This window comes from Haloterrigena sp. H1 (assembly GCF_005938085.1).
In the GTDB taxonomy this organism is placed as follows: domain Archaea; phylum Halobacteriota; class Halobacteria; order Halobacteriales; family Natrialbaceae; genus Natrinema.
Genome location: NZ_SMZK01000001.1, coordinates 1,221,409 through 1,236,816, shown reverse-complemented (window position 1 = coordinate 1,236,816; position 15,408 = coordinate 1,221,409). Strand labels below are relative to the sequence as shown.

Annotated in this window: 14 protein-coding genes; 6 read left to right on the top strand and 8 right to left on the bottom strand. The window is 63.7% G+C overall.

Translation table 11 applies throughout. The annotated features are described in order from the left end of the window. Nucleotides 1-63: 63 nt before the first annotated feature. On the bottom strand, nt 64-831 hold the full coding sequence (locus E2L06_RS06230) for a hypothetical protein (RefSeq protein WP_138779645.1): 768 nt from the start codon (nt 829-831) through the stop codon (nt 64-66). A 269-nt stretch (nt 832-1,100) separates the two neighbouring features. After that, on the bottom strand, nt 1,101-2,084 hold the full coding sequence (locus E2L06_RS06225; protein ID WP_138779643.1) for a PLP-dependent cysteine synthase family protein: 984 nt from the start codon (nt 2,082-2,084) through the stop codon (nt 1,101-1,103). 166 nt (nt 2,085-2,250) lie between these two features. On the opposite strand from E2L06_RS06225, the gene E2L06_RS06220 reads away from it, so the two are divergent. Then, a complete protein-coding gene (locus E2L06_RS06220) occupies nt 2,251-3,897 on the top strand; it encodes a globin-coupled sensor protein (protein WP_138779641.1) in 1,647 nt (548 codons plus the stop codon). A 78-nt stretch (nt 3,898-3,975) separates the two neighbouring features. Continuing rightward, nucleotides 3,976-4,362 (top strand): thioredoxin domain-containing protein, encoded by a 387-nt coding sequence (locus E2L06_RS06215; protein ID WP_138779639.1) that lies wholly within the window; start codon nt 3,976-3,978, stop codon nt 4,360-4,362. Between the two features lie 33 nt (nt 4,363-4,395). Here the strand turns inward: E2L06_RS06215 and E2L06_RS06210 are convergent, their stop codons facing one another. The 6 genes from E2L06_RS06210 to thyA form a co-directional block, all read right to left on the bottom strand. Next, nucleotides 4,396-6,585: a thioredoxin domain-containing protein gene (locus E2L06_RS06210; protein WP_138779637.1), complete on the bottom strand. Its 2,190-nt coding sequence runs from the start codon at nt 6,583-6,585 to the stop codon at nt 4,396-4,398. Between the two features lie 106 nt (nt 6,586-6,691). Further along, on the bottom strand, nt 6,692-9,427 hold the full coding sequence (gene acnA / locus E2L06_RS06205) for an aconitate hydratase AcnA (RefSeq protein ID WP_138779635.1): 2,736 nt from the start codon (nt 9,425-9,427) through the stop codon (nt 6,692-6,694). Nucleotides 9,428-9,732: 305 nt separating this feature from the next. Then, complete coding sequence (locus E2L06_RS06200) at nt 9,733-10,323, bottom strand: twin-arginine translocation signal domain-containing protein (RefSeq protein WP_138779633.1); 591 nt, start codon at nt 10,321-10,323, stop codon at nt 9,733-9,735. Nucleotides 10,324-10,932: 609 nt separating this feature from the next. Next, nucleotides 10,933-11,364: a calcium-binding protein gene (locus E2L06_RS06195; protein WP_138779631.1), complete on the bottom strand. Its 432-nt coding sequence runs from the start codon at nt 11,362-11,364 to the stop codon at nt 10,933-10,935. Nucleotides 11,365-11,494: 130 nt separating this feature from the next. After that, nucleotides 11,495-12,037, bottom strand: a complete 543-nt coding sequence (locus tag E2L06_RS06190) for a dihydrofolate reductase (protein ID WP_138779629.1) — start codon at nt 12,035-12,037, stop codon at nt 11,495-11,497. Next, a complete protein-coding gene (thyA, locus tag E2L06_RS06185; protein ID WP_138779627.1) occupies nt 12,034-13,050 on the bottom strand; it encodes a thymidylate synthase in 1,017 nt (338 codons plus the stop codon). Before thyA ends, E2L06_RS06190 begins: the two co-directional genes overlap by 4 nt. Nucleotides 13,051-13,156: 106 nt before the next feature. Here thyA and E2L06_RS22355 point away from each other — a divergent pair, with 106 nt between their 5' ends. The 4 genes from E2L06_RS22355 to E2L06_RS06170 all read left to right on the top strand — a co-directional run bounded on the left by E2L06_RS22355 (nt 13,157) and on the right by E2L06_RS06170 (nt 15,278). After that, nucleotides 13,157-13,354: a hypothetical protein gene (locus tag E2L06_RS22355; protein ID WP_249361375.1), complete on the top strand. Its 198-nt coding sequence runs from the start codon at nt 13,157-13,159 to the stop codon at nt 13,352-13,354. A 3-nt stretch (nt 13,355-13,357) separates the two neighbouring features. Then, nucleotides 13,358-13,744 (top strand): hypothetical protein, encoded by a 387-nt coding sequence (locus tag E2L06_RS06180; protein WP_249361374.1) that lies wholly within the window; start codon nt 13,358-13,360, stop codon nt 13,742-13,744. Continuing rightward, entirely contained in the window at nt 13,741-14,355 is a 615-nt protein-coding gene (locus tag E2L06_RS06175; protein ID WP_138779625.1) for a hypothetical protein, read from the top strand. Before E2L06_RS06180 ends, E2L06_RS06175 begins: the two co-directional genes overlap by 4 nt. Before the next feature lie 110 nt (nt 14,356-14,465). Further along, nucleotides 14,466-15,278 (top strand): hypothetical protein, encoded by an 813-nt coding sequence (locus E2L06_RS06170; RefSeq protein ID WP_138779623.1) that lies wholly within the window; start codon nt 14,466-14,468, stop codon nt 15,276-15,278. Nucleotides 15,279-15,408: the final 130 nt, after the last annotated feature.

Here is a 15,408-nt window from a genome sequence, read left to right as displayed (position 1 = left end):
CCAGTCGGGGTCGCGGTGTGACTCGAGCGTGACGGCGGCCGGCACAACCCCCTCGGCTGACGACTACGAGTCTGACGGCTGGCTCTCGCTTTCGGCGCCCCATTCGGACGTGACGGTCGAACCCGCGGACGCGGAGCCGCTGTCGCTGCCCATCGTAACGCCGTACGTCGACCCATCGTGACCGACGATCGTGGCCGAAATCGTCGTCAGCGGTTCCGATTCGAACGTTACCCGAACGAGTCGGCCGACGGTCGTGATCACCTGAGCGCAGGCCCCGCCATCATCGGTCTCGTTGACGGCCGCCTCGAGGACGAGTTCCTCGTCTTCGTCGGCACTTCGGTCGGTACTGTCTGTGTTGGTTTCGCCACCAGGACTGCCGCTGTCGACGCTCTCGCCTGCCTCGATGTCGACCGACTCGAGGACGACCTCGTAACACGGGGTGGGTGCCTCGGCCGAAAGCGACACCAGTATCGACGTTTCGAAGTCGGTGTCATCGACGAACGTGGAGATCGTTTCGGCGTCGCGTAGCGATCCTCGGTCGTCGAGCCAGTCCGTTGCGCTGTCGGCGTCCCGCAGAACCGTTATGTCGGGCTCCGTCGAGGCGGGAAACTGGTACGACAGCGTTCGACCATCGGCTACCCCGTTGGGCAGATCATCGATCGTATCGCCGACGGCATCAGGACTGTCTTCGGTGTCGTTTGGCGAGCCATCGTCGCTATCGGCTGGGTCGTCATCGTCGGAGGGGGTCTCGTCGTCGGCGAGACAGCCAGCCGAAAGGCCGACTACTGCCGCAGTGCTACACAGTACCGTCCGTCTAGAGGGACGTGTCATCGTAACTGTACGTACGGTAGGGGTGATAAAGGCGGTTTGGCTAGGTGAAACAGTGATTTTCGTCTGCTCATCCTGCCGGACAGAACGACGTGACGCCGGTTGCATGTATGCTGCCGTCCCCGCAGGTGACGGCCGGGAATTCGCGCCCGGCTTCGTATTGACTGCTGTCCAGTAGTAGCAGTCAGCCTCATACGGTCTACTGGAGATCATTGTCGGCCGGCCGCGACCGTGTGTACGGTCGGGCCGGGAAATCGATACAGCAAACCGTCTCAGTCGAAGAGGCCGGTCGAGAGGTATCGTTCGCCGCTGTCCCAGAAGACGGTGACGACCAGCGGGCAGTCCTCGGCCGACCGTCCGCCGTCGGTCTCGGACGTCGCCGACTCGCCGACATCGTCGAAGGCCGTCGGCACGTGCGGGCACTCGACGTCTGGGTCGGCGATCTCGCTGGCGATCCGCTGGGAGGCCAGGCTCGTCGCACCGCTTGATTGGCCCACGAGGACGCCCTCCTCGCGGGCGAGGCGGCGACACTCGTCTTCGGCGTTCTCGAGTCGCACCGTCTCGATGCGGTCGATCAGGTCGCGATCGAGGTTGTCGCTGACGAAGCCGGGCCCCATCCCCTGGAAGTCGTCGTCGCCGGACTCACCGGTCGAGAGGACGGCGTTGCGCTCGGGTTCGACGGCGATGATCTCCATGTCGGGAAACTCCTCGCGGAGTCGCCGGCCGGTTCCAGAGAGCGTGCCACCGGTGCCGACGCCGGCGACGAAGGCGTCGATCTCGCGGTCGCCGACCTGTTCGACGATTTCCTCGCCGGTCGTCTTGTAGTGGGCCTCGGGGTTCGCCGGGTTCTCGAACTGGCCGAGCTGGATCGCGCCTTCTTCCTCGAGTTCGTCGGCGCGTTCGCGAGCGTCGGACATGTCGCCGTCGACGAGCTCGAGATCGGCCCCGTAGGCGGCCATGATCTGGCGGCGCTCCTTGGACTTGTTGGCGGGCATGACGATCGTCAGGTCGTAATCGCGGGCGGCAGCGACGAGTGCGAGGCCGATGCCCGTGTTGCCGCTGGTCGGCTCGACGAGCCAGTCGCCGGGTTCGATCAGGCCGTCACGTTCGGCCGCGCGGATCATCTCGCGAGCCGGCCGGTCTTTGGCTGAGCCGCCGGGGTTGAACGATTCGATCTTCGCGGCGACTGTGACGCCATCCGGTGAATCGACCTGAACGAGCGGCGAGCCGATGGTGTCCAGGATACTCCCTTTCATTGGCGTGCCGTAAGCAGTGGAGACGTAAACCCATGCTGGACGCAGGCAGGACGTGCCGGTGGTCGCGTTCCGTGTTCGGACGAAGCTGCCCGCGTTTCCGAACGCAATTTTTTCTCCAACATATGTGGCCAGCATCTATTTATGGGTTATTTTCTGTTATATTTTCATGGGGGAAACGCCTCAGTTCGGCTCCGTTGGATACAGTCGCAACGTCGATGCAGAAGATCTGGTCGATCGGATCGGACTCAGTGACGACGAAATTGAGTGGCGAAAGCAGTACATCGATTTTACCGAGGACGACATCGAGCGTCTCCGCCGATACGAGGAGACGTTCAATCTCCGTGGCGACGACGTCGCAGAGATGTTCTACGAGAAAATCGAGGACAACCCCCAGGTCCACGAGATTATCGACCGGTCGCCACGAAGCGTCGAGCAACTCAAGTGGTCTCAGAAGATGTATCTGGTGACCCTCGCGACGGGCGACTACGACCAGGAATACTTCGAGAATCGTGCTCGGATCGGGAAGCTCCACGATATGCTCGAGATGCCGATGAAACACTATATCGGCCAGTATGGCGTCTATTATAACCTCCTCCTCCCGATCATTTCGGATCGGATTCAGTCTGACATCTCCGAGGCGATCAGAGCGGCGATCGACCGACAGGCCGAGCGACAGGACGACGGCGACGACGTGAGCGCGGGCCGACTGTCGTCGCTGCTGGGCCGTGGCAACGGCACCGACGGCGACGCTGACGACGAAGCGTTCGAAACGACGATCGAAGAACTCGAGGACGAACTTTCCGAACGCATCGACGAGCGCATCGGCGAACTGCACTCGATTTTGAAGATCATCAACCTCGACATGCAGGTCGCAATCGACACGTACATCGACTCCTACTCGAGCGTCGAGGATCTCCTCGAGCACCAGCAGAACGTGACAAATAAGGTGTCACATTCGATGCAGGACATCTCGACGGCCGGCGAAGCGATCGCCCAGAACATCGACGACATCAATCGCTCGGTCGAACGGCAATCCGAGCAGACACAACTGGCATCGGAGGAGATGCAAGAGCTCAGCGTCGCCATCGAACAACTCGCGACGACCACGGAGTCGGTCGTCCAAGACGACGGTCTCATGGACCGCATCGAAGCCGGCGACGCCCACTGGACCGAGTTGCTCGAGTCGATGAGCGAGATTCGCGACGGCGAACAGCGTGCCCAGGAGGAGCTCGAGGGCCTCGACGAGACGGTCGACGACCTCGACGACATCCACGACACGATCAGCGAGGCCGCAGAGAAAACAAAGACGCTTGCGGTCAACGCGAATGTGGAGGCCAGCCGATCCGGATCCAACTCCAACGAGAGCTTCAGTGTCGTCGCCGACGAATTCCAGGAGCTCTCCGAAACGATACAACAGCAGACGAACGCAGCCGACGAACGAGTCGAGACCCTCCGAGAGCGTACCGACGATGCGCGAACCGAACTCGAGGACACCCAACAGCACCTCGAACGCGACCTCGAGCGAGGGTCGGACCTGACCGAGGCCATCGACGACATCCGAAAAAGCGTCGACTCGTTTACCGACGACGTTCGTGAACTCTCGTCGCTGGTCGACGATCAGGCGTCGAGCACACAGGAGATGGCGACGCGACTTGACGCGATCGACAACGAGGTCCAGTCGATCAGCGACGACCTCGAGCGGGTCACTGCCGCGATCGAAGAGCAGTTCTCGAAAGTCGAGACGGTCGAAGCCGTCGTGACGGAGCTATCCGACACGGGCGAGGAACGGCAGAAACGGTACGGCGTCCGCTAGCCGTCGCCCACGTGATCAGCGACCGTCGTCCCGGTCGCGAGCGAGTCAGTTAAGCGACTTCCCCCGCAAGCACCGCCCATGAGTCTCGAGACCATGCGGCCGAACCCAACGTGGGACGCGGCCAGCTACGAGGATGTGGTCGACACGCTCGAAGCACACAACGACGAACTCGTGTACAAGATCTGGGGCGGCGACTGGTGTAAGGACTGCCGCGCCTTGCTGCCCGATTTGGGGGCTGCGCTCGAGGCCGCCGCGGTTCCCGACGAGCGAATCGAGGAGTTCGCCCTCGATCAAGACAAGCAAGGTCCCGGCGTCGAGGCGTACGACATCGAACTCATTCCGACGATCGTCGTCGAGGACGACGACGGTGAAGAGCTCACCCGGTTCGTCGAGGAAGAGGACGTCCCGCCGGCAGTCTGGCTCGCCGACGAACTCGAGGCCGCGCTCGAGACCGACACGGCCTGAGACCAGCGTTCGAAGCCGATCGCAGGAGTCTTCTTAAAACGGCGCGTCGTCGCTCTGGCTGTTGCCACCTTCGGGAGCGGCGTCGCCGTCGAGCCACTCGAGGGCTTCGTCAGCGTCGTGAGTTGGCGGCGAACACGTTCGATCCCGGCAGACGTACAGTGTCGGCTCGCCGTCGCGGGCCTCGCGACCGGCCCAGATCGGGGGTGCATCCGCCAGATCCAATCGGTCGAGCCAGGTCTCGAGTCTGTCCTCGGTCGGCGGCCGCAGCGCAAACAGTCGATCAGGGAAGTATCGCGATGTAAACCGGTCGCGCCACGTGGGTGGCAGGTCGTCCGCCGCGACCGTCACTTCGAGCGCACCGGATTCGAGCCAGTCGGCCGCGAGACACAGCGTCGCGTGCTCGAGCGCGTTCGCTTCGAGGGTGTTCGCGTGGGTCTCGAGGACGGTCGTGGCGATTCCTTCGAAGTCCTCGTCGGCGGCAAAGACGTCGAGAGCGAGCAGCGTTTCCACGGCCACGCCGGCCGCAGAGGGCGTCGACTGATCGCTCAGTTCCTGTGGCCGGGTGACCAGTGACTCGCCGCTCGCGGGGGTAAAGTAGAGCGTGCCGTGGTCTGCATCCCAGAACTCGGTCTCGATGACCCGTGCGAGTTCGAGCGCAAAGGCGAGGTGGTCGACCTCGCCGGTAGCCTGATAGCAGTCGAGTGCGCCGCGTGCGAGGAAGGCGTAGTCCTCGAGGTAACCATCGACTTTGACATCGCCATCCTTGTACCGCCGTGACAGCCGCCGCTCATCTGCGTCCCAGAGCCGCTCGCGGACGAATTCGAGGGCATCGACCGCGGTCTCGGCGTAGTCGTGCTCGCCCAGTACGAGCGCCGCCTCGGCGTAGGTCGAGATCATCAGCCCGTTCCAGCCCGCGAGTACCTTCTCGTCACGAGCAGGGCGCGGGCGCTCCTCGCGGGCCTCGAACAGCTGCTGGCGGATCGAGTCGAGTCGCTTCAAGACCTCGCTTTCCTCGAGGTCGAAGCCGACGGCCAGTTCCGATACCGGCGTCACGCGGTTGGGCTGGCTCCGTCCCTCGAAGTTGCCCGATTCGGTGATGTCGTAGCGCTTGCAAAAGAGGGCAGCGTCGGGTTCGTGCTCGATGACGTCGTGGACCTCGTCGGGCGTCCAGACGTAGAACGCGCCCTCCTCGTGCTCGCCGGTCGCGGGCGATTCGCTCTGGGCGTCGAGGGTGCTGAAGAAGCCGCCGTCGTCGTGGGTGAGCTCTCGCTCGACGAACTCGAGGGTGTCGCCGACGACCTCGGCATAGCGGTTCTCACCGGTGAGCTGGTAGCCAGTCAGGAACGCCCGCGGAATCTCGGCGTTGTCGTACAGCATCTTCTCGAAGTGAGGGACCGTCCAGTCCCGATCGACACAGTAGCGGTGGAACCCGCCGCCGACGTGGTCGTAGAGCCCGCCCGCAGCCATCGCGTCGAGGGTCTCCTCGAGCACCTCACGGTACTCCGTCTCGCCGGTTCGATCGTGTGCTCGCGCGAGTACGCGCAAGCGCGAGGGCTGGGGGAACTTCGGCCCGCTCGAGCCGAAGCCGCCACACCGGCGGTCGGCGCTGCGCACGATCGCGTCGGCGGCCGTCTCGAGGACCGCACTCGAGGGTGGCCCAGCAGCTGCGCCGGCATCGGTGTCTGAAGCGGGTGTCTCCTCGAGCCGATCTTTCGCGGCGTCGGTCCACTTCTCGGCGCGGCTCTCCATCTCGGCGCGGTCCTCGGTGCTCTCCCAGGAGCCACTGATCCGTTCACAGAGGTCCAGAAAGCCAGGCTGGCCCCGTTTCCCCTCCCGCGGGAAGTAGGTCCCAACGAAGAACGGCTTGCCCTCGGGGGTGAGCCACGCCGACAGCGGCCAGCCGCCCTGCCCGGAGACGAGCTGGCAGACGGTCATGTAGATGCTGTCGATGTCGGGGCGTTCCTCGCGGTCGACCTTGATCGGGACGAAGTTCTCGTTTACGACCTCGGCGACGGCGTCGTCGGCGAAGCTCTCCTCTTCCATGACGTGACACCAGTGACACGCCGAGTAGCCGATCGAAAGGAAGATCGGCACGTCGTGTTCGCGTGCCGTCTCGAGTGCCTGCTCGTCCCACGGCTGCCAGTTGACGGGGTTGTCCGCGTGCTGGCGCAGATACGGGCTCTCCTCTTCGTCGAGGCGGTTTCGCGTGGTCGGGGTAGTCATACGGTTGCATACGGCCAGGAGTTGTAAAAGCCCGACGTACGACCCGCTCTCGAGACAGCGACAGCGACAAAAAATCGAGTTGCTATGAGACGTGGGTTCGTGTCCGTTACTGCAGTTCTTCGTTGAGCAGGCGACGGAGCACGAGGTGGAGCACGCCGCCGTTCTCGACGTACTCGACCGCCATCGGCGTGTCGACCTGTGCGGTGACCTCGAATTCGGTGGTCTCGCCGTCGTCGTCCTCTGCGGTCACGGTCAGCTCGGCGTTCGGCTCGAGGCCGTCCTCGAGGCCTTCGATCTCGAAGTACTCGTCGCCCTCGAGGCCGAGTTCTTCCCAGCCCTCGCCGTCTTTGAACTGCAGGGGCAGGACGCCCATGCCGATGAGGTTGTCACGGTAGATACGCTCGTAGCTCTTGCCGATGGTCGCGCGGATACCGAGCAGGTCGGTCCCCTTCGCGGCCCAGTCTCGGCTCGAGCCGGTACCGAGTTCCTCGCCGGCCATGACGATCAGCGGCGTGTCCTCCTCGCGGTAGCGCTCGGAGGCTTCGAAGACGGTGGTCTCCTCGCCGGTCGGGTGGTGGATGGTGTAGCCGCCTTCCTTGCCGTCGAGCAGCTCGTTTTTGATGCGGACGTTCGCGAAGGTGCCACGCATCATGACTTCGTGGTTGCCACGGCGCGAGCCGTACGTGTTGAACTCGTACGGTTCGACGCCGCGCTCTTTGAGCCACTGACCGGCGGGCAGGTCCTCGCCGAACGGCCCGGCGGGGCTGATGTGGTCGGTCGTGACGGTGTCACCGAGCGTCAGCAGCGCGCGGGCGTCCTCGACGTTGTCGACGCCGGGTTCTTCGAGCGGGAAGTCCTGGAAGAACGGCGGCTCGCGGATGTACGTCGATTCGGAGTCCCAGTCGTAGACCTCGCCGGTTGGCGCGTCGAGTGCCTCCCAGCGCTCGTCGCCCTCGTAGATGCTCGAGTACTTCTCCTCGAACATGTCGGGGGAGACGTTGTCGTGGATCGTCTGACGGACTTCCTCGGTGTCCGGCCAGACGTCCTCGAGGAACACGGGCTCGCCCTCGTCGTTGGTGCCGATCGGCTCCTCTTCGAGGTCGATGTCCATGCGACCTGCGAGGCCGTAGGCGACGACCAGCGGCGGGCTGGCGAGGTAGTTGGCCTTGATCTTCGGGTGGATACGGGCTTCGAAGTTGCGGTTGCCCGAGAGGACGCTCGTCGTCCAGAGGTTGTGCTCGTCGATGGCTTCCTCGACTGGCTCCGGCAGCGGACCGGCGTTGCCGATACAGGTCGTACAGCCGTAGCCGACGACGTGGTAGCCGAGTTCCTCTAAGTCGTCGAGCAGATCTGCACGCTCGAGATACTCCGTGACAACGCGGCTCCCGGGTGCAAGACTGGTCTTGACGTATTCGGGAACTTCGAGTCCCTGCTCTGCGGCGTTGCGTGCGAGCAGGCCGGCCGCGACCATCACGGACGGGTTCGAGGTGTTCGTACAGGACGTGATCGCGCTGACGAGGATGTCACCGTGGCCGATCTCGACCTCGGTGCCGTCCTCGAGTTCGACGGGGATCTTCTCGTCGAGTGCGGGCGTGCTCTCGGCGACGAGTCCGCCGTCGCTCTCGGCGGCACCCGAGGGGATGACGCCCTCTTCCTCGAGCAGCGTCGGGAAGTGCTCGTCCAGGTTGCCCATCGGGATGCGGGCGTGGGGCTTCTTGTGGCCCGCGAGGCTGGGTTCGACCTCGCCGAGGTCGAAGTCGACGACCTCGGTGAACTCGGGGTCCTGCTCGCCGAAGAGGCCCTGTGCCTCGAGGTACTCTTTGACGAGGTCGATGTGGTCGGGGTCGCGACCCGTCAGCTCGAGGTACTCGAGGGTCTTGTCGTCGACGGGGAACATACTGATCGTCGAGCCCTGTTCGGGGGCCATGTTCGAGATGGTCGCGCGGTCGGCGACCGAAAGCTCGGAGACGCCGGGACCGAAGAACTCGACGAACTTGTCGACGACGCCGACCTGACGGAGCTTCTCGGTGATGTGAAGCACGAGGTCGGTCGCGGTCGCGCCGTCGGGGAGTTCGCCCGAGAGGCGGACACCGACGACTTCGGGCAGGCTCATGTTGATCGGCTGGCCGAGCAGTGCGGCCTCGGCCTCGATACCACCGACACCCCAGCCGACGGCACCGATGCCGCCGATCATCGGGGTGTGGCTGTCAGTGCCGACGAGCGTGTCGGGGACGAGCCACTGCTCGCCGTCGACTTCGCGCTCGTGGACGACGCGACCGAGGTGTTCGAGGTTGACCTGGTGGACGATACCCGTTCCCGGTGGGACGACGTTGAACTCGTCGAACGCCTGCTGGGCCCACTTGATCGCGCGATAGCGCTCCTCGTTGCGCTCGTACTCGATCTCGACGTTCTTCTCGTAGGCGTCCCCGCTGCCGAAGTAGTCGACCTGCACGCTGTGGTCGATCACGAGGTCACAGGGGACTTCGGGCTCGACGACCGTCGGGTCGACGCCCTTGCGGTCTGCTGCCGAGCGCAGCGCCGCGAGGTCGACGACCGCCGGCACGCCAGTCAGGTCCTGCAGGACGACACGCGAGACCGTAAACGGAACCTCTGCGTCCGGCACGTCGGGTTCCCAGGAGGCCGCCGCGCGGACGGCGTCGGCGTCGATCGTCTCGCCGTCGGCGTTGCGCAGCACCGACTCGAGCAGAATGCGGATGCTCACGGGCATCTTATCGAGGTCACAGAGGCCCTGCTCCTCGAGAACCGTAAGATCCGCCATCTTGTACGTCTCACCGTCGTGTTCGAATTCCCGGATCGCATCCGAGAACTGGTCGATTGCCATACTCCGCTTTCGAACCGGGGGGTTTTCAATCCCCCGAGAATTGTCTGAAGAACCATTATATACCCTCCACGTCTCAGCATGTGGTCTAGTAGCACGAATTGGGGGAGAGAGCCGACCCGAGAGAGAACGGCACGCCAGTGCATCCGGATAATGGCACCTATCTGACTGAAAGAGTGGCTATTAAAATGGGTTCGGCATCGGCTGATGCCCTCTCACTGGTCGTTCGACTCTCGAGTGTCGCGTGTTCGGTCACGCGCTAAAAAACAGATCAATGTGTGACGTCAGTTACCAGACCGGGGGTAGCGTTAGTTGCCGCCGCCACCGCCGCCGCCGGCTCCGGTATCGTTGCCGCCAGCACCACCGTTACTGTCGGTGCCACCGTCTTCCATGCCGCCGTCGCCGCCGTCGCCACCGTCGCCGCCGTCACCGCCGTTGCCGTCGTCTTCGTCGTCACCGCCGTTGCCGGACGCACCGGGGGTCACTTCGACCAGGTCCAGCTGGGAGTCGCGGAACTCTCCGTCGTCACCCATCGTCTCGCTGTCGCCGGAGCTGAGGGCGATATCTTCCGAGAGCAGGAAGCCCCACGTTGGGGCTTCGGCACCTAGATCGTAACTGATGATGTAGGCCTCCCAGTCGTCCGGATCGTCGAAGATGTCGTCTTCCGACCCGGAGTCCGCGATCAGATCCTCTTTCGTCTGCGTGTTTAGCTCCGAGATGACCTCGAAGTCCTGGCCGGGCCGGTAGTCGTCTCCGTACACGAGCACTTGGCCGTCCGCCTGAGCGCTGACGGTCCCGGTCGCGCCTGCGCCGAGGGCGAGCGCCGTCGTGGCGACCGCTCCTTTCTTCATGAACGAGCGCCGTGAGTCGTCGAATAGTCCGCTATCGTCTTCTGTCATGTCTCTCACCTAAGTCCCCTGTTCGGGGTGACCTGTTCTTGACCCAATTTTCGCATAAGTCGGCCCGATCGTTTCACTGTCTAAGACAAACTGAACCCGAACGATGGTCGTTCTGGATGCCTATACGCCCTGATTTCGACACTTCACGAGCTACCGACCGAATACTGTCAGCAATGATTGTTTATCGAGCGAAACGGGCATCGACGCACGTGCTTTCTGCCATTACGTTTCGTAACTGATGGGAGTCACCCGTGACAACCGGCAGTCGCGTCGCTGTCGATCCGATGCGGCCTGATTCGGGTCGTAACGGCGTTTCCGTGGGTTTTAGACCGGCTGTGTCGTGTGGCCCGAACCCATCGTATAATAAAACAAATGCTTTCCTCGGACTGTCCGTGAGAAAACCATCACGAGAAACTGATCACGACCGTGACTGATCGGCAATCCGACCAGCGATGTCGGCCCACGCCGCTGGCGTGGGTCTCGCGGGCGACACCTCGAGTCTCGATCGGGCTGTAAGTAAGACACGTTCGACTGACGTCACGAGACGGACCATCACGCGAGAGAAAAGGTTCGAACGGGAGACCGCGTCGCGGGGTCTCTCGCTTGCGCTCACAACTCGGCTTCGATCATGTCCAGACGGGAGTCGCGGAACGCTCCGTCCTCTCCCATCGTCTCGCTGTCGCCGGCCTCGAGGGCGATATCCTCCGTAAACAGGAGCCCCCACGCCGGGGCATCCGTGTCCAGATCGTACTTGATGATGTAGGCGTCCCAGTCGTCGGGATCGTCGAACACGTCGTCCGTCGCTCCGGAGTCCGACAACACGTCCTCTTTCGTCTCCGGTTCGAGTTCCGAGACGACGTCGAAGTCAGCGTCGGGGCGGTAGTCGTCTTCGAACACGACGACGACGTCCTCGTCGTCCTGTGCGGCGGCGGTGCCGGCCGTCGCGCCCGCGCCGAGGGCGAGCGCCGTCGCGGCCAGCGTTCCTCGCTTCGCGAGCGAGTCGCTCGAGTCGTCCGACTGCTCTTTGTTTTCTGTTGTCATATCTCTCACCTGAATCCCCTGTTCGGGGTGGAGAGTTCTTGACCCAATCTACGGATAAGCCAGCCACATCGTTTCACCGTCCAAGGTTCCCTGTACTCGGGGAACAGAGCGATCCATCCGGATCGATGGATCAGTCGCGACGGACGTATTCCACGAACGCGAACCCGTCGCGCTCGTCCAGCGCAACTGCCCGAAACGCCTCCCGATCCCAGTCCGGAAAGTGCGTATCGCCCTCGGGATCGTCGTGGACTTCGGTGACGATCAGCCGATCGACCGCCGGCAGGAACTGCTCGTAGACCGTCGCGCCGCCGGCGACGAACACGCGATCGGCCCCGTCGTGGCGCTCACGGGCCGCGGTTTCGGCCGCCTCGAGTGCAGCCTCGAGATCGTGCGCGACGACGGCGTTGTCTGGCGTCTCGAGGTCCTGGCTCGTCAGGACGATCGTCGTCCGGCCGGGCAGTGGCTCGCCAAGCGCCTCGAGGATCCCCTCGTAGGTCACCCGGCCCATGATGACCGGCTGGTCCATCGTCGTCTCCTTGAAGTGCCGGAGATCGGCGGGGATATACCAGGGCATGTCGCCGTCCTTGCCGATGACGCCGTTGTCGGCAACGGCGACGATCGCGACGAGTTCGCGGTCGGTCTCGAGCGCCGACACGTCGGTATCGCCGTTCATTCGGCCACCGAAAATTCGATCCCGTCGTGTGACTCGTAGTCCCGAAGCTCGACGTCGTCGTAGCTCAGCTCGTCGATCGAGACGTCCGCTACCTCGAGCGTCGGGCGCTCGAGTGGCTCCCGCGAGAGCTGCTCGAGCAGGCCGGGGACGTGATCGAGCCGTTCGTCACCCGCGGCCTCGGGTGGAGCTTCCGATTCGAGCCACTCGCGGACCGCGAGATACTCCTCGCGGTCGTCGACCGCTGCCAGTTTCGATTGCAGTGTCTCGAGGTTGTCGGCGTACCACTCCCCGCGCGCGCCGCGCCCGCAGTAGACGTGTGCGTCGACGACGGTGTGGGCGAACGTGCCGGGTTCGAAGCCGGTCTGCTGGGCGATCACTTTGGTCAGCAGCGAGTAGGCTGCGATGTTGAACGGGATCCCGAGCGCGGTATCGCCCGACCGCTGGGTGAGATGGCAGTTCAGCCGATCGCCCTGGACGTTGAAGACGAACGTGTAGTGACAGGGCGGCAGCGTCGAGACGGCCGCGTTGGCAGGATGCCAGGCGTTGACCACGAGCCGACGGGAGTTCGGCGACTCAGAGAGCGTATCGATCACGTACTGCAGTTGGTCGAACGTCCGCCGACCGTCAGCTTCCTCGGTGACCCATCGGTGGGCCGCGTCGGGCCAGGTCTCGCCCTCGAGTTGCGCGTCAGCCTCGGGAATCGGATACCGTCGCCAGAAGCGGCCGTACGCGGTGTCGAGTCGCCCCTCGTCGTCGGCCCATGCGTCCCAGATCTTGGTCTCCTCGCGGAGCTCTCGAATGTGTTCCTCGCCGGAGAGATACCAGCAGACCTCGTGGAGCATCGAGTTCCAGCGATAGCCGTCCATCTCTTTGGTCGTCAACAGCGGATACCCGTCCTGTAAGTCGACCTCGTAGTGCTCGCTGAACGACGAAATCGTGTCGACGCCCGTCCGATTGGGCTTGTAGGTGCCATCGGAGAGGACCGTGTCGACCAGCTCGAGGTACTGTTGCATTGCGCTTGAGTTTTGTCCGTACGGATAAAAACAGCCGCTTTTCGTGTCTCCCGACGGTTGTTGTGCCGGCTTCGGACTTTAGTTCGACCGCGTGTCACTAGGAGTGGTGACGCTCGAGGACCTCGTCCACGGACAGCGAGCGAACGCCGTCATCGGATGGGTACTGACCGGCATCGTGGCGCTGAGTGCCATCTGGAACGGGCTCACGGCCGCCATCCTCTGGTGCGGGCTCGCACTGCTGGTCGTCGTCGTGGCATCGGTGCCTGCGCTGGCGACCCGCGACTGGACGGCGATGCTCCCCTGACCCGTGCTATCGGTCGCTGCGATCGCAGTGATCGCCAGGGGGGTCGGGCTGGGTCCCGAAGCCGCGGGATACCTCATCGTCGCGACGCTGGCGCTGATCGTCGTCGTCGAACTCGAGGTCTTCACGTCGGTCGAGCTAAGCCGTCGCTTCGCCGTCGCCTTCGCGGTCATGACGACGATGGCGCTGCAGGCGCTCTGGACCGTCGCCCAGTTCTACTCGGATCGCTGGTTCGGGACTGCGTTCCTGCGCTCCCAGACCGAACTCCAACAGGACATCGTCGTCGTCACGCTCGTCGGCTTCGTCCTGGGCGGACTCTTCGAATGGTATCTCACGCGGTTCGAGCCCGCCGGAGCCGTCGGTCGAGCGACCAACAGTACGGGGTCGACATGACGCTCGGCGATCTACTCGACGTGACCGACACCTGGGAGCGACGGCTCGTGTGGCTGCTACAGCTCGCACTGGTCGGGTTGGTCGTCTACGGGACGGTGGCGGGACGGATTTCGGTTTCCGTGACGGCGAGTCTCGCGCTCTGTGTCTCGTTCTTACCGGCGGTTCTGCGGCGGGAATACGGGTACGCGATGGACGCCGGACTCGTCCTCTGGATCACTGCCGCCGTCTTCCTCCACTCAGTCGGCTCGATCGGCATCTACCGGCAGTATCAGTGGTACGACGAGGTGACACACACTGTGTCGTCGATCGTCGTCGCCGGGTTCGGATACGCTTCGTTCCGGGCGCTCGAACTCCACTCCGACGACGTGTCGGTTCCGTCGGCGTTTCGATCGCTGTTCATCGTCGTCTTCGTCCTCGCCGCCGGCGTCCTGTGGGAGGTGTTCGAGTACGCCCTCGGTGGTCTGGTTCCCGTCTACGGAGTCGACGACATCGTCACCGATTTCGTATTCAACGGAATCGGCGGGCTGATCGTGGCGATCTGGGGAACCGGCCACGTCGGCGGTCTCGTCGGATTCCTCCGGAACCGACTCCGGTCCAATGCCGATCAGTAACCGGTCGCCGCCGCCGAGACGCGCAGTCGTTCAGAGATGGCTGCAAACTCCGGCCCGAAACCTATCCACAGACGGGCTGAAGGAACGGCCTGAAAAGGCGGCTGATTACAATGGCTAACACACCACGCTTCGAGACGCGACGTCGATTCATCGGGACGGGTACGGCGACCGTGGGCGCGCTTGCGTTCGGAGTGACGGGGAGTACGACGGCCCAGGAATCCGGAGACGAAGCAGCTGACGCGTCCTTTCAAGACGTGATCTCCACCCGCGAGACGTACTTCTCCGGCGCGATCTTCAGGGTCGTCTCACCGCCGCTCGAGAACGCCCCTGTGGTACAAAACGAGGAGCCGGTACAGAACTACAGCGTGCGCGTCATCGAGTACTTCAACACGAACGAGGAGGGATACCTCTTCCTGCCACCGAACGCACAGGTCGAGCGCGGGCAGGTCTACGTCTTCGACGACCGACTGGGATCAGGAGCGCCGGAACTTCCGGCCGCGAACCTCATTCGAGTCGAGTACCGACCGGTCACGCAGGCGGAGCTGCCCTTCAAAATGGAGGAGGACGAGGACTTCGAGTACTTCGAGGGCGGGGGTGGCGAGGCCGCCGTCCGCCCGGACGACTTCTACTCGAGTGCCCTGTTCGAGATTACCTCCGGCGCGCAGGGCTGGGTTCCCCAAGACGTCGAACAGAGCGGTCTGTTCACTGATTACAACACCGTCCACGCCAGATATCTTGGCACGAATCAGCGCTTCCTCCTCTTTCCCCAGGAGGCTGCAGGGACGAACCCGGGACAGCTCTACGTGATGCGCGACGAATCCGAAATCTTCGATCCGGCCGGCAATCTCGTGGCTGCCGAGTCCAGCCCCGTCGACGAGGACAGTCTCACCTTCGACGACGAGTTCCTCCGCTCTCGGACGTGACCGACGACGTGTGAGCGGTGCCGGCGACGGCGTCGAACGCACCCACGTTCCGACGACTACCCCACGAACGTGAATACTTCCGGCCGCCGAAAGAGCAACGCTTACAGGTTCGTGCGTTCCGCTATCGACC